The sequence below is a fragment of the Mesorhizobium sp. BR1-1-6 genome (genome assembly GCF_020165355.1).
GTDB lineage: Bacteria > Pseudomonadota > Alphaproteobacteria > Rhizobiales > Rhizobiaceae > Mesorhizobium.
The window spans coordinates 189,788-212,001 of the sequence record NZ_JAIUHZ010000009.1 but is presented as its reverse complement, the minus strand read 5'-3'; the positions used below and the strand labels follow the sequence as shown (position 1 = coordinate 212,001).

Below are 22,214 nucleotides of genomic sequence, written 5' to 3'. Positions count from 1 at the left end.
GCTCGCGCGCGCCAATCCTCTCCCCCGGCGCGGGGGGGAGTGGTGGCGAGGTAAGCTCGACGGAGTGGGGGTCGACTGCTCACCGGAGCAACGCTTGCGCCAGCTTGCCCGAGCGTGACTTCTGGACAAACGGAACCGTTTGTCCGCGAAAACCGGTCGCCACTTTTCGCTGACGCGGTCCTGCGGTTCGGGATCATGTTCTGCCGCGCCCATCGTTGCGCCAGACGCCGTCATCGGCCATCAGCTCGCTCAATATGCCCTCGCGCAAGCCACGGTCGGCAACGCGCAGCCGCTCCGACGGCCACACGGCGCGGATCGCTTCCAGAATGGCGCAGCCGGCCAGCACCAGGTCGGCGCGGTCCGCGCCGATGCAGGGATTGGCGACACGCTGCTGGAAATCCCAGCCGACCAGCTTTTCGACCATGCGGTCGACGCTGTCCCTGTCCATCCACAGGCCGTCGACGCGGCGGCGGTCGTAGCGCTCGAGATCGAGATGGACGCCAGCCAGCGTCGTCACCGTTCCGGAAGTGCCCAGCAGATGAAATTTCGGGCTGGCCTTGAGGTGGCTAAGCCGATCGCGGCCATCGAAGGCGGCGAGCCGGGCGGCGACGTCGTCGACCATGGCGCCAAAAATCTCGCGCGTCACCGTGCGGCCGCCGAAACGCTCGGCCAGCGAGACGACGCCGACCGGCAGCGACGTCCACGACACGATATGGTTGGCGAGTCGCGGCGAGCGGCGGCCGGTGAGATCGATCAGCGCGATTTCGGAGGAGCCGCCGCCGATGTCGAACAGCACGACGCCCTGCGTGTCGCGCTCGACCAGCGAACCGCAGCCGGACACCGCCAGCCGCGCTTCGGTCTGTCGGTCGATGATTTCGAGCTTGAGGCCAGCCTCGCGCTCGACGCGCTCCAGGAACTCGACGCCGTTCGCCGCCGAGCGGCAGGCCTCGGTGGCGATCAGCCGCGCCTTCCTGATCTTGCGGTTGCGCAGTTTCTCGCCGCAGACCTTCAGGGCCTCGACCGCGCGGTCCATCGCCGGTTGGCCGAGGCGGCCGCTGGCCGTGAGCCCCTCGCCCAGTCGCACGATGCGCGAAAAGGCGTCGATGACACGAAACTGGCCATGACGCGCCGGCACGGCGACCAGCAGCCGGCAATTGTTGGTGCCGAGATCGAGCGCGGCGAAGACCGGCAATTCTGGCATCGGCGGCCGATGAGCCCCCGATTCGGGCCGAGCCACCGCGATGGGCGGTGTGGCTATGCCTGCAAGCGCCGCGCCAGCCGCGGCGGCGCGTGCCGTCGGCGCCCCGTTCGCCGCGGGACGGATATCGTCGCGCGCAAAAACCTTGCGCCCGCGCCGGCGTTTGCGCCTTTTCTTGGCCTTGCCCTTTTGATGGTGGTTCGCGTCGCTCGCCTGCCCGTCGGCGGAGCGTGGCTCCGTCGGGCGGCGTTGCTGCCATTTGGCGGTCCCCGGGCCTGCCGGCCCCGGGGAAGCGCTGGACGCGCCCACCTCCGGCGCGCCGGCGCCGGTGTCGCGGTCTTCCACTGTCGTTCCTTCCGGCGCCGCGCGAACCGGCGAACGGACGCAGCAGGCGCTTCTTTGTTTCAAGTTGCCGCCAGACTAACAGCGCCGGCCCGGATCACCAAGTGCCGCGTGGCACGAATTTTGCCGGGCTGTCCGCAAACCGCCCGCTGCCGCGTCTTACGCAAAGTGGGGGTAAACAGCGACTTTCAGCACAAATGCGTGTGGGGACGGTCGCATGGCCGGGCCGATATTCCCGCTCGGCTGTCGATTTTCCGCCTCTCGACGACGATAACGATTGCGGCTTGCCATGGCGGCAAGGGCCGGCGGTTGAATAGCCGGCTTCGATGAGGCATCTCTGAAATAGAGGGGGCAAAGCGATCGGAATCGCCGACCGCTTTCCCGCAATGACAGCGAAGACAACGGGCCCGCAACGCATGGCAGTCAGGCAATGAACTGGAGACGCTATTTCTGGCCGGTCGTCGGCATCGGGGCGGTGATTTTCTCGCTCCTGCTGCTCTGGCACGAATTGCGCGGCATTTCGCTGGATGATGTCTGGGACGGCATTGCGGCGATCCCGGCGCGCGGCTGGATCCTCGCGGGGCTGAGCTCGGTTGTCGCCTATGCCTCGCTCGCCGGCTACGACCACATCGCGCTCCTGCATATCGGCAAACGCGTGTCGTGGCTGTTCGTCACGCTGTGCTCCTTCACCACCTACGCGCTGTCGCACAATATCGGCGGCTCGGTGTTTTCGGGCGCCGTCATCCGTTATCGCGCCTATGGCACGAGGGGATTGAGCGGACAGGACGTCGGCGTGCTGGTGGCGATCTGCTGGATTACCTTCGTGCTGTCGACGGTACTTGCCTCCGGCCTCGTTCTGGTGCTCGAACCGCAGATCATCGACCGCTTCTCCGGCATTGCCCATCACGGCCTGTCGCGGGCTGCGGGCATCGTCATGCTTGCCGTCGTCGCCGCCTACATCTTCGGCAGCTGGCTGCATCTGCGGCCGCTGAAGATCGGCAGCTTTCAGATTCACTATCCGGCCCTGCCGATCGTGGCGCGGCAATTGCTGATCGGCCCGATCGAACTCCTGGCGGCGGCCGCGATCATCTTCTTTGCCCTACCCGGGCCCCATAACCCCGGCTATTTCGTGGTGCTCGGCGTGTTCCTCGTCTCCTTCTCGATCGCGCAGATCTCGCACGCGCCGGGTGGGCTGGGCGTGTTCGAGGTGGTGTTCCTGGCCGGGCTCTCCGACATGGACCCCGTGGGCGTGCTAGCGGCCCTGCTGGTATTCCGGCTGTTTTATCTCATCGTCCCGCTGTTTCTGGGCCTGGGCATCGTGCTCTACTTCGAGCGCTCGCAGTTCGGGCGGACAGGGAGCTGAGGCGCCGCGCCGAAACATCACAATTGAAACACCGGCAGGCTTGACTATTTTCTGCTGGCGGCTACAAGGCAGCGCTCAAGCGGCTCAGCCGCTCGGCCCGCGCGGTTTTCACGTTTGTCGTGATAGTCACGCCTGCTGGGGAATAGGTTAACGGTAGACCCACGGACTCTGACTCCGTTAGTCCTGGTTCGAATCCAGGTTCCCCAGCCAGCTTCACTCCCATCGTCCGCACCAGACCAACCAGCCTGATCCGCCGTCTCGCGATCGAACAGGCAGCCCGATCGCGGGTTGAAATATCGGGACGGCCTCTTACCTCGGTAAAGGGCGGGCGAACAATCCAGCAGATCGGAGAGCGGTTTTGGCGTCTCGCGGGATTCGACTACCGGCTATCCTGTTTCTTCTCACCGGCACGGGCGCGCTCTGGTCCTGCGTCGTTCCCGACGATACGTCCAAGCTTGCGAAAGAGGATCCCACAACGGCTGCCGCCCAAAAGGGAATGGTCGGCCTCAGCGAAGCGGACCTGCGAATGTGCGCGGGGTTCCCCACCGCCACCGCCGACGAAGGAGCATCGGGGCAAATCTGGAGCTACGAGCGTGCGGTGCAGCGGGGCAATGTCAATGTCGTGCTTCCTACCTTCGCGGTGGGCCCCATCCCTTCCGTCGGCGGGTCGTTGAATGTCGCTCCGGGAGGTTATTGCAACACACAGGTTCGCATCGTCGATGGCCGTGTGGCTGAGGTCGCCTATGCGGGCGACAACAACCTTCCAAACCGCCGCGATGGGCTGTGTGTCAGCGCCGTCGACGCATGCGTCGTCTATGCCCGCAAACAAAACAAGGGCAGGTCTGGCAGTTAATGGCGTTCGACACCGGTGCGGGTGAGCCCGGCGTTGCCATAGGCGCTGCACGGGCTGGTGGAATGCCTGACACGGCGCGGCGAAGCGAGGCGTTGCCGGCGCTGCAAGCAAGGTTGGCCAAGACGGATGTACCAATCAGCTCGTCATGCCTGTGCAGGACGAGCGTGCAGCCGGCGCCGAGTTCTTGCCGTTAAGTCTATCATCACATGCATCCGCGCGACCGCCGGACGTCCCGATCCGTATTCCTCATACTGGCGGTCGGTGATCGCGGCTCAAATGCAGGGGGGAATGGAACCAGATCGGCCCTGCAACGTCATAGAAGCAGGTGCTCATGCAGGAGTGTGACGTCGATGACCAGGCTCCTTCTCGTCGCGGCTGTCGTGCTCGCCATGGCATGTGACGTATCGGCGGCGGCAAAGCTGGACGTCGCAGCCGTCAACAACGCGCAATTCGACGACAGCGAAGCAAAAGGCGTCAGTGCGACCGTGCTGAAGGCACAGATCCTTCTGGATCGCGCGCGCTTCTCGCCGGGCCTGATCGACGGCCGCGCAGCAGAGAACTTCGCCAAGGCGGTCCGGGCGTTTCAGGCGGCCAACGGGCTGCCCGCCGATGGTAAGCTCACCCGCCAGACCTGGGACAAGCTGGTCGCGACCTCCCCGAGCCCGGCGCTCGAGACGTACGAGCTGACGCGCAAGGATGTGCGCGGACCGTTTACCAGGCGAATTCCGGCGCGCATGGAGAAAATGGCCCGCCTGCGCAGGCTCGGCTACCACAACGCGGCGGAAAAAATAGCGGAGCGCTTCCACGTCAGCCAACAGTTGCTTCAACGGCTCAACCCTGGCGTCGGCTTCAGGAAGGCCGGGCAAAAGGTGCTGGTGCCTGCCGTCACCCGAGGCGATCCGCCCGCGGGTGTTGCTGAGGTCGAGGTCGACAAGGGCGCGCGCCAGCTTCGCGTGCTCGACCCGTCCGGCAAAGTGCTTGCGGTGTACCCCGCCTCGATCGGCAGCCAGGAGAAGCCGGCGCCGAGCGGCCAGGCAGAGGTCAAACGCGTGGTGCACAACCCGACCTATCACTACGATCCCGACTTCGCCTTCAAGGGGGTCAGGACCAAGCGCCCCTTCACGATCGCCGCCGGGCCAAACAATCCGGTGGGATCGGTGTGGATTGATTTGTCCATCGAAAGTTACGGCATTCACGGGACTCCGGACCCGAGCAAGATCGGGAAAACCTTCTCGCATGGCTGCATCAGGCTGACCAATTGGGACGCCGAAGATCTCGCCTCCGAAGTGCACGAGGGCACGAAGGTCATCTTCACCGGCGAAGCGGTGGGATCAATCGACCAGGGATCGCCGTAGAGGCAACCGGGGGACTCACTTTCACTTGGCTGCTGCCATTGAGGCGCTGCCGGCCTTGGCCGTTAGCCGGCCGGCGCCTCAGTTTACTGCGAAGTTACCCCAGCCACTTCTCATAGTCGGACACCAGCAGGTGCAGCGGGGCGACGTCCTCGTCGATGTTGGAGAAGCGACCGATCGGCTCGCGAAACACATTGTCGGTGAGATCGTCATTGACGGTCGACACCTCGCCGATCAGTACGTCCTTGCCTTCGGCCCAGAAGGCATGCCAGACGCCGGGCAGCAGCGTGACGCTCTGGCCCGGATCGAGCTTCAGCAGCCCGCCCGCCGGCAACCGGTGGATGGTGCCGTCGACAGGCACCGACACCTCGGCCTTGGGATCGATGCCGCCGTCGCGATCGTGCATGAACAGTTCCAGCACCAGCTTGCCGCCGCCACGGTTGATGATGTCCTCGGCCTTGATGTTGTGGCGGTGCATCGGCGACAACTGGTCCTTGCGCGAGATCATGATCTTCTCGGCATAGAGCATGCCCATGCCCTTCTTCATGTCCTCGTAGCGGCCGTTGCGCACGGTGAACAGGAACAGGCCGAGCTCCTTGAACTTTTCCTGGCCGTAGTCGGTGATGTCCCAGCCGAGCCGTGAGGTGAAGATCGCAGAGGAATCGACCTGGCGCGCCTTCATCTCTTCCGGCGACCAATAGGCGAAGGGCGGCATGATGTAACCGAACGAGCGGATGAAAGCGTCGGCTTCGCGGATGATGTCGTTGATGGCGGAGCGTTTCATGATCGTGGTCCTCGTGTCGACTTTTCCGACAAATCGCATAGCCGAACGCCGATGCGGTGTCGATCCGTATTGCCCGATCCCGGCTTGCGGCGTGGCCGCATGGAATCACGGATCCGCTCGGCTGGCCGGGTGACACAAGGCACTTTCAGGGCCATAACCCCTGCGGATTCCACAGGGTGACAGATGATGCCGACCATTCACGACCTCGATACGCCATCGATCCTGATCGACGCCGCGCGCGCCGAAGCCAATATTGCCCGCGCGCAGGCGCATGCCGACCGTCACGGGTTGAAGCTCAGGCCCCACATCAAGACGCATAAGCTGCCCTATTGGGCGAAGAAGCAGGTGGCGGCGGGCGCGGTCGGCATCACCTGCCAGAAGATCGGCGAGGCCGAGGTGATGGCCGATGCCGGGCTGACCGACATTTTTCTCCCCTACAACATCCTTGGCCGGGCCAAGCTGGAGCGGCTGAAGGCGCTGCATGGGCGCGTTACCCTATCGGTGACGGCGGACAGCGTGGAGACGATCGAAGGCTTGGCCGCCACCTTCACCGATGCCGGCCATCCCCTGCCGGTGCTGGTCGAATGCGACACTGGCATGGGGCGCTGCGGCGTGCAGACGGCCGGTGAAGCGGTTGGCCTGGCAAGACAGATCGAGACGGCAAAGGGCCTCGCCTTCGGCGGGTTGATGACCTATCCGGCCGCGGGCCGTGCGGGGGAGGCCGAGGCCTGGCTCGCCGGCGCCAGGCAGGCGCTGGCCGCCTGCGGTCTCGCCTGCGCGCGCATCTCCAGCGGCGGCACGCCCGACATGTGGCGCTCGGGCGAAGACAGCGTCGTCACGGAATACCGCCCCGGCACCTACATCTATCTCGACCGCTACCAGGTCGCCAAGGGCGTCGGCAGCCTCGACGATTGCGCGCTGAGCGTGCTGTCGACCGTGGTCAGCCATCCGACGCGGACGCGTGCCATCCTCGACGCCGGCAGCAAGGCGCTGTCGAGCGATACGCTGGGGCTCGCCGATTTCGGCGAGCTGCTCGGCGTTGCGGGAGCGCGGGTGACGGGCCTGAGCGAGGAACACGGCACGGTCACGCTCTCAGGCGATGGCAAGCTTCGCATCGGCGAGCGCGTGCGCGTGGTGCCCGACCATTGCTGCGTCGTCACCAACCTGTTCAATGAGGTCAATTTGATCGACGGCGAGACGGTGCTGGAAACCCTGCCGGTGGCCGCACGTGGGCGGATGGGATGACTTCTTTGGCCAGGCGCGGGTGATTCAAGCCGGCTGACGCTCAGCCTGCCGGGCCGCGACCCTGCGCATCGCAATCACCCGCCGCCGGTGGATTTCGGTACGCATCGCCATCAGGTGCAGCGCGAAGAACAGCACCGTGAAGCCGATGGCCATCACCAGCAGCGGCCAGAGCATCGAGGGGTCGATGGTCGATCCGCCCATGCGGAACACCGAGGCCGGCTGATGCAGCGTGTTCCACCAATCGACCGAGAATTTTATGATCGGGATGTTGATGAAGCCGACCAGCGTGATGATGGCGGCGGCCCAGGCGGCGCGGCCGGCATCATCGAGCGCGCGGGTCAGCGCGATGATGCCGAGATACATCAGGAACAGCACGAAAACCGAAGTCAGCCGCGCGTCCCATACCCACCAGGTGCCCCACATCGGCTTGCCCCAGATCGAACCGGTGATCAGCGCCAGGGCGGTGAAGACGGCACCTATGGGGGCCGCCGATTTCAGTGCGACATCGGCCAGCGGGTGGCGCCAGACCAATGTGCCGAGCGCCGAGAGCGCCATCAGCGTGTAGCACATCATGGCCAACCAGGCGAAAGGCACATGGATGTACATGATGCGGACGGTGATGCCTTGCTGGAAGTCCTCGGGCGCGGTGAAGCTCATATAGAGGCCGGCGGCAAGGGTCAGCGCCGCAATCGTCGCCAGCCACGGCACCACCCGGTCGGCAAGCGCCACGAACCGTGTCGGGTTGGCAAGATCGGTCCAGCCGCTCAGGCGTGAAGTGCTGTCGCTCATGCCGCTTTAAATAGCCCGGCTATGCGTCTGGGGCAATCGAGGGAGTGTCGCAGGCCTTGTCACCTCCCCTTGGGGGGTTGCTGCGAAGCAGCGGGGTGAGGACGGCGGCGCTCCCCGACCGGACCTTCGGTCCGACCTCCCACGGGGGGAGGTAAAAGAACCCGCTCAGGCGGCCTCGCCCTGTATCGAGCGGCTGAGGCGGCGGACCTCTTCGTCGTTGAGCAGGCCGCCGGCGCGCAGCAGGCTGGCGAAACGGCCGTTGCGCAGCGACAGCTCGGCGAAGCCACCCATTTCGACCACCCTGCCCTTGTCCATGAACACGACCAGATCGGCGTCGCGGACGGTAGTCAGGCGGTGGGCGATGATGAAGGTGGTGCGGTCGCGGCGCAATTCGTCGATCGCTTCCTTGACGCGGTCTTCTGTCTCGACGTCGAGGGCGCTGGTCGCCTCATCCAGCACCAGGATCGGAGCATCCTTCAACACGGCGCGGGCAATGGCGATGCGCTGGCGCTCGCCGCCAGACAACTGGCCGCCGCGTTCGCCGACCACCGTGTCGTAGCCATTGCTCTTGGCCAGGATGAAGTCCTGTGCGGCAGCCGCGTTGGCGGCGGCATGGATCTCGTCGTTGGTCGCATCGGAGCGGCCGACGCGGATGTTGTCCTCGATCGAGCGGTTGAGCAGGCCTGCATCCTGGAACACGGTGGCGATCGAATGGCGCAGCGACTTGCGGGTCACGGTGCGGGTGTCGATGCCGTCGATCAGGATACGGCCGGTGGACGGCGAGAAGACGCGCTGCAACAGATTGATGAGCGTGGTCTTGCCGGCGCCGGTCGGCCCAACGATGGCTACGGTCTGGCCCGCCTGGACCTCGAAGGAGACGTCGTGGATGCCCTGCCCCGAATTGGCGAATTCGAAGCCGACATTCTCGAAGCGGACATGGCCGGTGACGTTAGTGAGATCGCGCAGCCCGTCCGGTTCGGCGGCGTCGGCCGCCGAGTCCTCGAGATGGTAGAAATCCTCGAGCTTGGCGCGGGCTTCCGAAATCTGGTTGGCGAATGCCGACATCTGGTCGAGACGTGCGATCAGCAGCGTTGCAAAACCGGTGAAGGCGATGACGTCGCCGATGCGCAGCTGGCCGTGGGTGACCAGATAGGCGCCGATCAAAAGCACCACCATCATCGAAATCGTCGACGACAGGCGATGCAGCGCATTGGCCATGGCCCACCAGTCGAGCACAGGGTTCTGCGCATCGAGCAGGTTCTTGACGTAGCGGCGCAGCGTATCGGCCTCATGGCCGAGGCGGTTGTAGCTCTGCAAAACGGCGACGTTGCTGACCGAGTCCGTCACATGGGCGAATACGGTGTGATAGTGGCGCTCCACGGCGGCCTGGCCTGCCTTGGTCCGCTTCATCACCAGCCGGCCGATGCCGACATAGAGCACGCCGAGAGCCAGCAGCACCATCGACATGCGCACGTCCATGCTGAGCGCGGTCGGGATCAGCAGGAACAACGCGACGGCCGTGGACAGATGCTGGCGCATGAATTCGAGCCAGAGACTAAACAAGGTCTCCACGGCACGCAGCAGCGTGTGCAGGGAATTGGACGTGCCGCGCTGATGATGCCAGGCGAGCGGCATGGTGATGACGCGCTCGAAGGAGTCGCAGAGCACTTCGCTGCGCCGGGCGTGGGCGAAGCGGTCGGCGCCGCGCGCCACAAGAACGAACGCGATGATGTTAAAGGCGCCCAGGCCGGCCCAGAGGGCGAGGGTCGAAAAGACGGAGCCGTGTGCGGAAATCGCGTCGATCACGCGACCGAACATGATCGGCTCCAGGATGGCGATGATGGCCAGCGCGACATTGGCTGAGCAGATCAGCGCCACGCGTTTCCTGTCAGCTGCCAAATAACCGAGCGCTCGCCAGTAGATTTGCAGAAGGGACACTTCAGCTACTCCGCCAAAACATTTATTGTGCACCGCACCATTTCTTGACACGTATCGGTTAACGCGTCGCAAAACAATGCCCGTCTATCCCTTCCGTTCCCGTTTAGCGAACAAAAGATGACGACGATGCGAAATCTCACGTGATCACCTAACGGGTTGAGATAAAAGGTGAAATGTCAGCCTTGCGGCAAAATCATGGCAGCCGCTGAGCGCTGCCACATTTTTAGTCACGGGGATCTTGCCCGGCATGGCCCGACCGGGTGCGCCGGCTGCCCAAGCGGAGATCTGCAAATAGACAAAAGACTATCCCGCGCATTCCGGAGGATGCGCGGGACAGGGTTGAAGCTGTTGATTTTACGAGGGTATCTTCACGACAACTTCGACCTTGCTACCAGCCTTCGGTTGGAAAGACGCGGATTTCGTCTTCGAACCATCAACTTCAAGCGAGATCGACTTGGTCTTTTTGTCGCGGACGACACGCACCGTGACTTCGGCCCCCAGCATTTTGAGCGTGGCGGCGTAGCCATCCCAATGGCTGGGCAGTTTCGGCCTAAACGTGATCTGCTTTCCACGCCGCTCGATGCCGAGAATGCCTTCGACCGCCGCCCGGTACAGCCAGCCCGCCGAGCCCGTGTACCACGTCCAGCCACCGCGGCCGCCCTTGTTGTCGCTGGCATTGCCGTCGCCGGCGTAGATATCGGCCGCAACCACGTAGGGCTCGACGCGGTAGCGCTCTGCCGAGGCCTCGTCCAATGCGTGGTTGACCGGGTTCAGCATCGAGAAGCAGCGATAGGCTTCGTCGTTCAGCCCCATTTCGGCCAGCGCGATGACGAACCAAGTGGCGGCATGAGTATACTGGCCGCCATTCTCGCGAACGCCCGGCGGGTAGCTCTTGATGTAGCCCGGGTCCTTTTTCGTCTTCGAAAAGGGCGGCGTGAACAGCTTGAGGATCTTGAGTTCGTCGTCGACGAGCAGCTTGGTCGCCTGCTGCATCGCCGTCGTCGAACGCGCCGGATCGCCCTCGCCCGAGAGCACGCTCCAGGACTGGGCGATGGAGTCGATCCTGCACTCCTGGGATGAGCGCGAACCGAGCGGCGTGCCATCGTCAAAACTCCCGCGCCGATACCATTCGCCGTCCCACGCCGTGCTCTCCAGCGCGCGTTTCAGCGCGTCGGCATGCTTTGCCCAGGCCTGCGCGTGCTTGGCATCACCCTCGGTCTTGGCCACGGCGGCGAAGTCGCCCAGCGTCCGCAGCAGGAACCATCCGAGCCAGACGCTCTCGCCCTTGCCTTGCTCGCCGACGCGGTTCATGCCGTCGTTCCAGTCGCCGCCGAGGATCAGCGGCAGCCCGGCGGGACTGCTGCGCGCAATGGCAAGATCGAGCGCACGCGCGCAATGCTCGTAAAGGGACGCCGTCTTTTTCGAAATTTCGGGCGTGAAGAAGGCATCGTGCTCGCCCTCGCCGAGCGGCTGTCCATCGATGAAGGGCAGCTGCTCCTTCAGGATGGTGGCGTCACCCGTCACCAGCAGGTAGCGCGCGGTGGCATGGGCCAGCCAGACCACGTCGTCGGAGATCAGCGTACGCACACCCGCCCCGGTGCGCGGCAGCCACCAATGCTGCACGTCGCCTTCAGGGAACTGCCGACGCGCCGCGTTGAGGATCTGGTCTCGCGCCAGTTTGGGATCGTGCGCCAGCAGAGCCAGCGTGTCCTGCAACTGGTCGCGGAAGCCGAAGGCGCCACTGGCCTGATAGAAGGCAGAGCGGGCGCGGATGCGGCAGGCGAGGCTCTGGTAGGGCAGCCAGTGGTTGACCATGGCGTCGAGCGCCTTGTCCGGCGTTTCGACCTGGATGGTGTCGAGGAAGCCGCGCCACTCGCGCTCGTTGTCGGCCAGACGCTGGTCGAAATCCCTGCCCCGATGCTTGCGCACCAGGGCGCTCGCTTCCGCGGCCGAGCCGGCGTCCCCGAGCAGCCAGAACAGCGTGACGTCGCCGCCGGCCGGAACATCGATGTCGCGGGCGATTGCAGCGCAGGGATCGTCGCCGGCCTCCACGCGGCCTGACAGTCCCGCGCCGCTCAGCACCGCCTGCGGAAACTCGCTGGTGCCGTGCCGGCCCAGGAATTCAGTCCGGTCTGCTGTCACCGAATGCACGCCGTCATCGGCGGCGAGGAAGGCGACGCGCTCCCCGAAATCGAGCCCGTAGGGGTTCTGTGCCAGCAAGGCGCCGGTGGCGGCATCGCGCGACGGAACGATGGTCGCCGCCGTGCGCGAGCGATGTCCGCCCAGCACCCATTCGGCATAGGCATAGACGCGCAGCCTGGCCGGCGCCGGGCCGGCATTCTGGATGCGCAGGCGGGAAATCTTCACCGGGTCGACCGGGTCGACGACATGGGTGAGGTCCATCGACAATGAGCCGCGCTTCGACCGGAAGGTGGAGAACCCTTGGCCGTGCCACGTCTCGTAAGTCATCGACGGATCGCGCACCACGGCGGCGAGCGGCGAGAATGCCCGGCCACTGGCGTGATCATAGATATAGATGCCCTCACCGGGCCGGTTCGAAACCGGATCGTTCGACCACGGCGTCAGTTGGTAATCGCGGCTGTTGCGGCTCCAGGTGAAGGCAGCGCCTTCGGCGGAGACGTGGAAGCCGAACGAGGCGTTGGAAATAACATTGATCCAGGGTTGGGGCGTGGTGCTGCGGCCGGCCAGGCGCACGACATAATGCCGCCCGTCGCCCTCAAAACCACCGAACCCGTTCCATTGGCTGAGCCCGTGCCCGTCCGCCGCCAGGGCCTGCGAGCCAAAGGAATGCGTCATAGACCCCAATTCGGGCAATGCCGCCGGCTGCTGGGCATCGCGCGCCTGCAAGGCGGCCACTTCGGCCCGCTCGATCTGATCGAAGATGGTGCCGTTGCGCGTGTGCAGAACCACGCGGGCAACCGCAAGCAGCGTCTTGTAGGTGGTCTCGTCCATCAGGTCGCGGCGCACGGCGAATATGTGCTGGCGCGGTCCGAGCTCCTTGCCGCGCAAGCGGCTGTTCTCGCACAGGGATTCGACTGCTCGCTGCAGGTCCTGCACATAGGAGGAGGCCTGTTCGTTGACGACGACGAAATCGATCATCATGCCACGGGTGCGCATGTACTCCTGGAAACGGAGCGCCTGGGCGACGATTTCGAGATCGGCGACGTCGCCGATCCTGACCAGGAAGATCGGGAAATCGCCGGAGATGCTGGTCGGCCACAGGCTCGACTGCTTGCCCAGTCCCGAAGCGATGGATTCGGCCGGCAGGCGCAGGAATGGATCGGGATAGATCAGATAGCGCGCCAGCTTCTGTACGTTGGCGGCGTCGGCCAGGCTGAGGCCGAGATGCCGGGTCTGCACCTGGCTGCGCGTCCAGGCAAGCATTGCCTGTCGGGCAAAGCTCTCCGGGTGGTCGAGCCGGGCAATGGCCTCCTCCAGCTCCGCGCGGTTGGAACCGACGACGGTCCAGAAGGTCAGCGATATCTTCTTGTTGGCGGGCACGCGCACCTGGCGGCGCAGCGAGGCGACGGGATCGAGGGTGAAGCCGGAATGGCCGCCAAGCCGAGCGCCTGGATCGAACGCCGCAGCGTCGACGATGGTGCGGCCGCGGCCGATGAAGGCGCGCCTGTCGGTCTCGGCTTCGGCGTCGCGCGCCGGACCGGACGGGTCGGTGACGAAATGCACCATCGTCACGTCTGGCTCGCTGGTCTCGCGCTTGCGCCGCGTGGCGAAGATCGCCCCATTATTGGGGGCAATTTCGGTCTCCACGAACATTTTCGAGAAGGCGGGATGGGCATTGTCGGATACCTCCAGGCCCAGCACCAGCTCGGCGAAGGAGGTCACTTCGATGTGACGGTCGGTCGGTCCCTCGTTGAACAGCGTCACGCGGCGGCCTTCGCCATTGCCTTCCGAGATGACGATGCATTCGACCTCGGAGCGCAGCGTGCCGACCAGTTTGACGAAGCTCGCCTTGTCGTCGGAGAACAGCGTCTGGGTGCGCTCCTCGGCCGCGCGCTTCGGCTCCGCCGTCGCCGACCACCAGTCGCCACTGCCTGCGTCGCGCAAGAAGATGTAGGAGCCGAGCCGGTCCTCGGTCGGATCCGGCTGCCAGCGCGTGACGGACAGATCGCCCCACCGGCTGTAGCCGGAGCCCGTCGCGGTGACCATCACCGAATAGCGGCCGTTCGACATCACGTTGGTCGAACGCAGTGCCCGCACAGGATCGAGCACGATGCGGGTGTCGGGACTCTCGGTTTCGGTCTCGTCCTTCGCCCGTTCGTCCGCCTCGGTTCTGACGGTCGCAGTCGGGATGTCGCGCGGCGCCCTCTCCTGGAGCAGAAGTTCGGCCGACTCGATGACCGGATCGCTGTGAAAACGGTCGCGCAGGCGACCCTCGAAAATGGCATCGGCGACCGCCGCGATCGACATACCGGAATGGTGGGCCATGTAGTTCTGCACGACGACGTGATCGGTGCCTTCCGGCACGCGCTGCGGCGTGAAATCGACCGCGTCGTAGTAACCATGGCGGCCAAGCGCGCCGAGCTCCCGCAGTCGCGCTAGGTTCTGCACCGCTTCGCGCGGGTTGAACTGCGCGGCCAGCACGGTGGCGTAAGGCGCGATCACCGTGTTCTGGCCAAGGCCGCGCTTCAGCCCGAGACCGGGCACGCCGAAATTGGTGTACTGGTAGGTCAGCTCGCGGTCGCGGGCATTGTAGGCCGCTTCCGAAATGCCCCAGGGCACATTCTTCTGACGGCCATACTGGATCTGGCGCTTGATGATCAGCTTGCTGGTCTGGTTGAGAATCGAACCTTGCGGTTCCTTCATCACCAGCGGCGGCATCAGATACTCGAACATCGAGCCGGACCAGGACATCAGCGCGCCCTGGAAGCCGATCTCGACGATCGGCCGGCCAAGCCGGAACCAGTGCTCAGTCGGCAGGTCGCCCTTTGCGATGGCGAACAGGCTGGTCAGCCGCGCCTCGGAGGCCAGAAGATCGTAGCAGCTCTCGTCGAGCTGGTGCTCCTCGACCCGGTAGCCGATCGACAGCAGCTTGCGCTCCGGCCGCATCAGGAACGAGAACTCCATCTCGAAGGCGAAGCGGCGCGTGCGCTCGCGCAGGGTGAGCAGCTTGGCACGCAGCGCCTCTACGGCGTTGTCGTCGCTGTGGGCGTCGTGGACATGCGCCTCGCAGGTGGCTTCGAGCCTGGCCGCCCAGTCGACGATGACATCGCTCTGTGGCGATGCCGCCTCGGTGTGGATGGCGGTGGCGAGCTTGCGGATCTCGCCGGCCAGCACAGCCAAATTGATGGTGCGGATCGAGGCCATTTCCGGCTGCGCCTTGATGGTGTCGACGGCGCGCCGCATGCCGTCGAGGCGGTCGGCCAGACGCTGGCGCAAGGGACGCAGCTGACGGCGGTCGTCGGGCAGCTCATCCAGGCTCTCGCCGAGGATGGTCACTGTGTCGAGGATGCCCTCGAAATCGCCCTGGAGATGAACGGACGGCGCCTCGGCCCATTCGGCGCAGGCCGCCGCCACCGCCACCAGATGGCCGGCGAGATTGCCGCTGTCGACAGCCGAGATGTAGAGCGGATAGAGCGGCTTCAGTGTGGTGGTGTCGTACCAGTTGAAGAGATGGCCGCGGTTGCGCGGCATGCTCTCGATGGTCGTCATGGTGGCATCGATGCGGGTGATGGCATCGGACAGGCTGATCCAACCGAAATCGCGGGCCGAGACGACCGACAGGAGATAGACGCCGATGTTGGTCGGCGAGGTGCGCGGCGCGACCACTGGCGCCGGGCTCTCCTGGAAATTGTCCGGCGGCAGATGATGATGCTCGGCCGTGACGAAGGTTTCGAAATAGTGCCAGGTGCGGCGCGCCACCGTGCGCAGCGCATGGATGTCGGCCTGCGATATGCGCAGCCGGTCCTCGGTCTCGGCCGAACGGCTGATCCAGCTGGCGATCGCCGGGGAGCCGATCCAGAACAGAGCGAAGAAAAAGGCGACGAAGGCGCCGGTGGAATCGGCCAGCACCGGAATGGCGAGGCCGACGAAGCCGATGATCACGGCGCCGTACATCATGCCGTAGTAGGAGCCGAGATCGTTGTCGCCGGCCTTGTGCGCCTGCGAGGCGGTGCGCCATTCCAGCAGGTTCTGCCGGGAGACGAACAGCCGGTAGAGCGTGCGCACGATGGCGTCGCCCATCATCCAGGCGTTATGCGCCATCAGCACGATCTTCAAGGCCACCATGGCGGTGCCGAAGGCGACGTCGCGCGCCAGTGCGGAGAAATGGCCGCGCGGCGTCTGGTCACCGCTCTTGGGCAGTATGGCGTTGACGACGTCGAAAGTGGGCGCCATGAACAGGCTGAGGATCAGCAATGCCTGCCATTGTGCTGCCTGCGTGAAGGGCAGCAGCGTCCAGCCGGCGATCGCCGCCATCACCCAGAAGATCGGCGTCAGGGAGCGGCGCAGATTGTCGACCATCTTCCAGCGCGACAGTGCCGGGACGCCGGAGCGCGGATCGAGGATGAAGCCCAGGAGCTGCCAATCGCCGCGCGCCCAGCGATGGTGGCGCGAGGCATCGACCGAATAGCGGGTCGGGTAATCCTCGACCAATTCGACGTCGGTGACGAGCGCCGAACGCGCCAGCGCGCCTTCGAGCAGATCGTGGCTGAGGATGGTGTTTTCCTCGATGCGGCCCTGCAACGCGGCCTCGAAGGCATCGACGTGGTAGAGGCCCTTGCCGGTGAAGGAACCGTCGCCGAAGACGTCCTGGTACAGGTCGGACACCGCAAAGACATAAGGATCGAGGCCGCGATTGGCCGAGAAGACCCGTTGGAAGAACGACGCCTCGTCGCCACTGGTCAGCGAAGCGGTGATGCGTGGCTGCAGGATCGTGTAGCCCGAGGTGACGACGCGCCTGGTGGCATCGAAATGCGGGCGGTTGAGCGGGTGGCAGAGCTTGCCGACAAGCGTAGCGACCGCATCGCGGGTGGTGCGCGTGTCGGCGTCGAGCGTCATTACGTGAACGACTTTTTCCGGCAGCGGCACATCGAGCGGCAGGAAGGTGGTGTCGCTGTCGCCGCGCAGCAGCAGGTCAAGCTCGTGCAGCTTGCCGCGCTTGCGCTCCCAGCCCATCCAGCATCCCTGCGCGGCATTATAGAGCCGGCGCCGGTGCAGGAGATAGAAGCGCGGCGCGCCTTCGGCGGGATAGCGGGCGTTGAGGCGGGCGATCTCGTCACGGGCGAATTCGAGAATCTCGGTGTCGGCCGCGTCGATCTCGGTCTTGCTGTCGGGCCAGTCCGACAGCAGGGCGAAGTGGATCTCGTCCGCCAGATTGGCGAGGTAGTGCACTTCGATGTTGCGGATGTTTTCCTCGACGTCGTCGCGCGAGCCGATCAGCGACGGCACCACCACCAGCGTGCGTGCCTCGGACGGCACGCCGTGCCTGTAGTCATAGCCGATAAGGCGCGTCGGCTTGAGGAACAGCGAGACAACGGTATTGAAGAAAGCGAGCGCGCCTTCGCTGGCCGGCACGGCAAATAGCGCCAGCATCAAGACGATCGAAGGCACAGACAGGCCGAGATTGGCAAGGGCATTGCCGGAAACCACCAGAAGCAGCACGGTCAGCGCAAAGACCGGCAGGACGATGCCCAGCCATCCGGTCTTGGCAAAGGTGCGCTTGACGGTCTGACTGACGGTCGGTCGGTAGCCGATCGCCTTTTCCAGCTCCAGCCGGCGTGGCCCGACAAGGAAAAAACCGACATCCGTGTGCGCTAAAGGAGCCGCAAGGCCATCTGCGCCGTCGGCGGCGGATGCAATTTCGTTGGTGATCTGGCCGGCCAGTTCGATCGCCTTTTCGGCGACGCGATATTCCGACAGATTCGAGCGGCGGGCCAGCTCTTCGATCGCGGTCCGGTACTGGTCACGCGAGAAGAAATCGAGCGCGGCGAAGTCGGTGCGCTCGCGCAGCACCGTGTCGATACGGCTGACGCCCTCGAACCACACCGTCCAGTCGATATCGTTGATGAGACGCAGGCCGCGTATGATGTTGCCGGTCGTCACATTGCCGCTGGACAGCGTATGATGCTCGGAAATGATGATTTCCTCAGCGTCCGAGCCGGTCTTCTCGAGTTCGCCTTCCAGCCACTCCAGCGCCTTGCCTGCATTCTGCGAGCCGTCGCGCAAGCGGTAGAGCAGTTGCGTGGCAAAGGTGGTGTCCTGGGCGTGCGCGCTGAAATTGGCCAGGATCGCTTGCCGGTCGCGGGTATCGTCGGTCGCCAGCACCTTGTCGGCGACATCATTGGCGATCTGGCGCATCTGCCGGGTGCGGTTGACCCTGACCGCAAGGCGGCGAAGATTTTCGATCAGAACGAAGCGCAACAGCGACGGCAGCGCCCAGAGTTCGCCGATCTTCAGTGGCTCGACCGACTGGAAGCCCTGGACGATGGCCTTGAACATGGTCGCGGAGACGGAACTGTCGGAATGCGCCACATAAGTCCAGGCCAGCGCCAGCGCGCGCGGCACGCCGCCGCCGTCCGGCAGCTTCAGCGTCGGCAGTTGACGATAGAAGCGGCGCGGCAGGTCGCGCTTGACCTGGAAAATGGTTTCCTCGACCAGATAGTTGTTGTCGAGCAGCCATTGCGCCGCGGGCGTGATGGTCTCGCCCCTCGCCTGCGCGGCGTTGGTCGAACGGTAGACTTCGAGGATCTTCTTGGCGCTGTCGCGGATGCGGGCCTGGAAATCGAATGGCGTCAGGCCGAACAGATCCGCGAGATCGCCCTTGGCCAGGCTTTCACCGAGCAGCCGAAGGCGTTCCTCCGGCAGGAAAATGGATCTTATCGGTTCTTCCGTGATGGGCGGGAAGCTCGCGCTGGTCTTTTCGATTTGTGCTGGATTCGTCTGAATATTCATTGAAAATTCCGTAAGCGGGCACTCAGCGGCGTCACCGCCACGGCAATGGCCCTAAAACCGATTCAAATGCAATTGGTTGCATGCCCAGCTTTTGCCGAAAATTGTTTCCGCACCACGACAAGGCATCGTCTTTTCGACCGTTTCAAAGACGAACGCCTCTCACTCCCGCCGAGACCGATCGACGGAAAGGATTCAGGCTTTTTCGTGATCCCGGCTGGAGCTTACCCTATATTTCGCCGGCATCGCGATCATGTTTGGAAACAAGCGTTAATCGTTGGCTCGAATGCCATCGATCCGGACCACGAATACTGTCGTGTCGTCGATCGGCTGGATGCGCAGGCCAGTTGTGGCTGAGGCAGTCAGGAGCGCGTCGAGGTGGCCAAGGCGAACAGGCTCAGCGGCGGCAACCACGAACTCCCCACCCAGACACAGGACGAGGGTCGCGCGGCTTTCAGTTCCGATTTCCAAAGGGTTCGAGATTACGAGGCGTTCGACGGAATGCCTCATGCGGCCGCGACGGGTCATTACGTTGAGATCGGTGATCGGGCCGGCGATCAGTTCGGCACTGGTCGGCCGGTCGGCCGGAAAGGAAAGCGGGGCTGAAGCGGCGGTCAGGCGCGCCGGCGGCTGGCCGGCGACATCAAGAACGATCCCCTCGCCTTCCAATACCGACAGGGTGCGGTCAATGCCGGCAAAGCTGGAGAACGGCCCGCTGCCTTCGACGCGGGCCATCGAGACACGCCAATCGAAGGTGTCGAGCCCGGCATCGGCCGGCGAGACGGCGATTTCCGTCGTCACGCCGCCGCCGTTCTTCCACGGCATCGATTTGTATTCGGCTGCCCGCAGGACGCGCATCGGTCGGCCTGTTATCCCAGAATGCCGGGCAAATTGAGCTGATGCTCCCTGGCGCAATCGATGGCGATGTCGTAGCCGGCGTCGGCGTGCCTCATGACGCCGGTCGCCGGATCATTCCACAGCACCCGCTCCAGGCGCCTGGCTGCCTCAGGCGTGCCGTCCGCGACGATGACCATGCCTGCATGCTGGGAAAAGCCCATGCCGACACCGCCGCCATGGTGCAGCGACACCCAGGTAGCGCCCGATGCCGTGTTGAGCAAGGCGTTGAGCAGCGGCCAGTCGGAAACCGCATCCGAGCCGTCCTTCATCGCCTCTGTCTCGCGGTTCGGCGAGGCGACCGAGCCGGAATCGAGATGGTCGCGGCCGATGACGACAGGCGCCTTGAGTTCGCCTTTGGCGACCATCTCGTTGAAGGCGAGGCCCAGCCGGTGGCGGTCGCCGAGGCCGACCCAGCAGATGCGCGCCGGCAAGCCCTGGAAGGCGATGCGCTCGCGCGCCATGTCCAGCCAGTTGTGCAAATGGGTGTTGCCGGGCGTCAGTTCGCGCACCTTGGCGTCGGTCTTGTAGATGTCCTGCGGATCGCCGGAAAGGGCCGCCCAGCGGAAGGGGCCGATGCCGCGGCAGAACAGCGGCCGGATATAGGCCGGCACGAAGCCTGGGAAGGCAAAGGCGTTCTCGAAGCCTTCTTCCTTGGCGACCTGGCGGATGTTGTTGCCGTAGTCGAGCGTCGGCACGCCGGCGTTCCAGAAGGCCACCATCGCCTCGACATGCTCGCGCATCGAGGCGCGGGCGGCTTTCTCGACTGCTTTCGGGTCGGACGTGCGCTTCTCGCGCCACTCGGCCAGCGTCCAGCCCTTGGGCAGATAGCCGTTCAACGGATCGTGCGCCGAAGTCTGGTCGGTGACCATATCGGGGCGCACGCCGCGCCGCACCAGCTCGGGCACGATATCGGCGGTGTTGCCGACCAGGCCGACCGACTTCGCCTCGCCTGCCCTGGTCCAGCGCGCGATCTTCTCCAGCGCCTCGTCAAGCGTATCGGCACGCTCGTCGACATAGCGGGTGCGCAGCCGGAAATCGATGCGGTCGGGATCGCATTCGACGGCCAGGCAGCAGGCGCCGGCCATGACGGCCGCGAGAGGCTGGGCGCCCCCCATGCCGCCGAGGCCGCCAGTCAGGATCCATTTGCCCCTGAGATCGCCGCCATAGTGCTGGCGTCCGGCTTCGACGAAGGTCTCGTAGGTGCCCTGCACGATGCCTTGCGTGCCGATATAGATCCACGAGCCGGCCGTCATCTGGCCGTACATCATCAGGCCTTTCCTATCGAGCTCGTTGAATTTCTCCCAGGTCGCCCAATGCGGCACCAAATTGGAGTTGGCGATCAAAACGCGCGGCGCGTCCGGATGGGTGCGGAAGACGCCGACCGGCTTGCCGGACTGCACCAGCAGCGTCTCGTCCTCGCCAAGCGTCTTCAGCGAAGCGGCGATGCGGTCGAAATCGTTCCAGGTGCGCGCCGCCCGGCCGATGCCGCCATAGACGACCAGTTCGTTGGGATTTTCGGCGACATCGGGATCGAGATTGTTCATCAGCATGCGCAGCGGCGCTTCGGTCGTCCAATACCTGGCGTTGAGCTTGTCGCCGCGGGGGCTGCGCACTTCGCGGATGTTGTGGCGAGGATCGGTCATGTCGTCACTTCCCTTTCAGATGAGCGCGGCGAGGCGTCAGCTCTCGACCCACGAAATCGCGGTCTCGAGGATGGATGTCAGTGTGGCGCGAATCGGCGCGGCGAAGGCGGCGTCGTAAGGGACCGGCCAGTTGTCGGGCGCGCCCTTGCCTTCGGGCTCTCGCATGTAGCCGCGGTTGGACAGTTCCATCTGCAGCGCATGGACGCCGTTTTGCGGCTGGCCGAAATGGCGGGTGATCCACCCGCCCTTGAAGCGGCCGTTGACCACGAACGTCTCGCCGGTCTCGGCCAGGATCCCGGCGACCTTTTCCTGCAACGCCGGATCCGTGCTCTTGCCGTCATTGGTGCCGAGGTTGAAGACCGGCAGCGTGCCATCGAACAGGCGCGGCAGCACAGAGCGGATCGAGTGGCAGTCATAGAGGACGATTTTGCCATGCAATCCGCGCAGCCGGTCGATCTCGGCCTGGAGCGCGGCATGATAGGGCATGAAGAATTTTCGGCGGCGCTCGTCGATTTCCGACGGCCCCGGTTCCTCGCCTGTACGGTAGAGCGGATCGCCGTCGAAGGTTTCGGTCGGGCACAGCCCGGTCGTCGCCTGACCAGGGTAGAGCGAGGCGCCGGACGGATCGCGATTGACGTCGATGACGGTGCGCGAGATGGCGGTGTGCACGACGGTGGCGCCAAGACCTGTGGCGAAATCATAGAGCTTGTCGATCCACCAGTCGCAGTCGCGCTGGCCAAGCCAGCTCGAGACCAGCCGGTTGTCGAGACCGGCGAGATCGATGCCGGTGTGCGGCATGGAAACCAGCAGCGGCGCGGTGCCTTGTTTTACCGTCAGCCAAGGAGGTGTCATGCGAGGCCTCCGCAGGTTGGAGCTCTACGG

Annotated in this window: 12 protein-coding genes and 1 tRNA gene; 5 read left to right on the top strand and 8 right to left on the bottom strand. The window is 64.7% G+C overall.

Annotated elements, in window-relative coordinates; genetic code table 11:
• Nucleotides 1–193: 193 nt before the first annotated feature.
• Nucleotides 194–1,543: a Ppx/GppA phosphatase family protein gene (locus LB545_RS19270; protein WP_140494124.1), complete on the bottom strand. Its 1,350-nt coding sequence runs from the start codon at nt 1,541–1,543 to the stop codon at nt 194–196.
• A gap of 427 nt (nt 1,544–1,970) precedes the next feature.
• On the opposite strand from LB545_RS19270, the gene LB545_RS19265 reads away from it, so the two are divergent.
• The 4 genes from LB545_RS19265 to LB545_RS19250 all read left to right on the top strand — a co-directional run bounded on the left by LB545_RS19265 (nt 1,971) and on the right by LB545_RS19250 (nt 5,111).
• Nucleotides 1,971–2,903: a lysylphosphatidylglycerol synthase domain-containing protein gene (locus LB545_RS19265; RefSeq protein ID WP_140583754.1), complete on the top strand. Its 933-nt coding sequence runs from the start codon at nt 1,971–1,973 to the stop codon at nt 2,901–2,903.
• Nucleotides 2,904–3,039: 136 nt separating this feature from the next.
• Nucleotides 3,040–3,113, top strand: a tRNA-Gln gene (locus LB545_RS19260).
• A 148-nt stretch (nt 3,114–3,261) separates the two neighbouring features.
• Nucleotides 3,262–3,756, top strand: a complete 495-nt coding sequence (locus LB545_RS19255; protein ID WP_224705650.1) for a hypothetical protein — start codon at nt 3,262–3,264, stop codon at nt 3,754–3,756.
• A gap of 350 nt (nt 3,757–4,106) precedes the next feature.
• Nucleotides 4,107–5,111, top strand: coding sequence for a L,D-transpeptidase (locus LB545_RS19250; protein WP_140673368.1), 1,005 nt, complete (start codon nt 4,107–4,109; stop codon nt 5,109–5,111).
• A gap of 94 nt (nt 5,112–5,205) precedes the next feature.
• On the opposite strand, the gene LB545_RS19245 is transcribed toward LB545_RS19250, so the two are convergent.
• Entirely contained in the window at nt 5,206–5,892 is a 687-nt protein-coding gene (locus tag LB545_RS19245) for a D-lyxose/D-mannose family sugar isomerase (RefSeq protein WP_140560557.1), read from the bottom strand.
• Between the two features lie 186 nt (nt 5,893–6,078).
• Between LB545_RS19245 and LB545_RS19240 the strand changes: the two genes are divergently transcribed.
• Nucleotides 6,079–7,137, top strand: coding sequence for a D-TA family PLP-dependent enzyme (locus tag LB545_RS19240; RefSeq protein WP_181168505.1), 1,059 nt, complete (start codon nt 6,079–6,081; stop codon nt 7,135–7,137).
• A gap of 24 nt (nt 7,138–7,161) precedes the next feature.
• Here LB545_RS19240 and LB545_RS19235 read toward each other — a convergent pair whose 3' ends face one another.
• From LB545_RS19235 to hutG, 6 genes are all read right to left on the bottom strand, one after another.
• Complete coding sequence (locus tag LB545_RS19235) at nt 7,162–7,926, bottom strand: heme ABC transporter permease (protein ID WP_140557043.1); 765 nt, start codon at nt 7,924–7,926, stop codon at nt 7,162–7,164.
• Nucleotides 7,927–8,091: 165 nt separating this feature from the next.
• Nucleotides 8,092–9,864 (bottom strand): glucan ABC transporter ATP-binding protein/ permease, encoded by a 1,773-nt coding sequence (locus LB545_RS19230; protein WP_140494133.1) that lies wholly within the window; start codon nt 9,862–9,864, stop codon nt 8,092–8,094.
• A gap of 354 nt (nt 9,865–10,218) precedes the next feature.
• Complete coding sequence (locus tag LB545_RS19225; RefSeq protein WP_140673265.1) at nt 10,219–18,795, bottom strand: GH36-type glycosyl hydrolase domain-containing protein; 8,577 nt, start codon at nt 18,793–18,795, stop codon at nt 10,219–10,221.
• A 267-nt stretch (nt 18,796–19,062) separates the two neighbouring features.
• Nucleotides 19,063–19,650, bottom strand: a complete 588-nt coding sequence (locus LB545_RS19220) for a HutD family protein (protein ID WP_140557047.1) — start codon at nt 19,648–19,650, stop codon at nt 19,063–19,065.
• Nucleotides 19,651–19,661: 11 nt separating this feature from the next.
• A complete protein-coding gene (gene hutU, locus LB545_RS19215; RefSeq protein WP_140521725.1) occupies nt 19,662–21,332 on the bottom strand; it encodes a urocanate hydratase in 1,671 nt (556 codons plus the stop codon).
• Between the two features lie 36 nt (nt 21,333–21,368).
• The gene (hutG, locus tag LB545_RS19210; RefSeq protein WP_224705649.1) at nt 21,369–22,184 is read right to left on the bottom strand and encodes an N-formylglutamate deformylase; all 816 of its coding nucleotides are present in this window, start codon (nt 22,182–22,184) and stop codon (nt 21,369–21,371) included.
• Between the last annotated feature and the right edge of the window lie 30 nt (nt 22,185–22,214).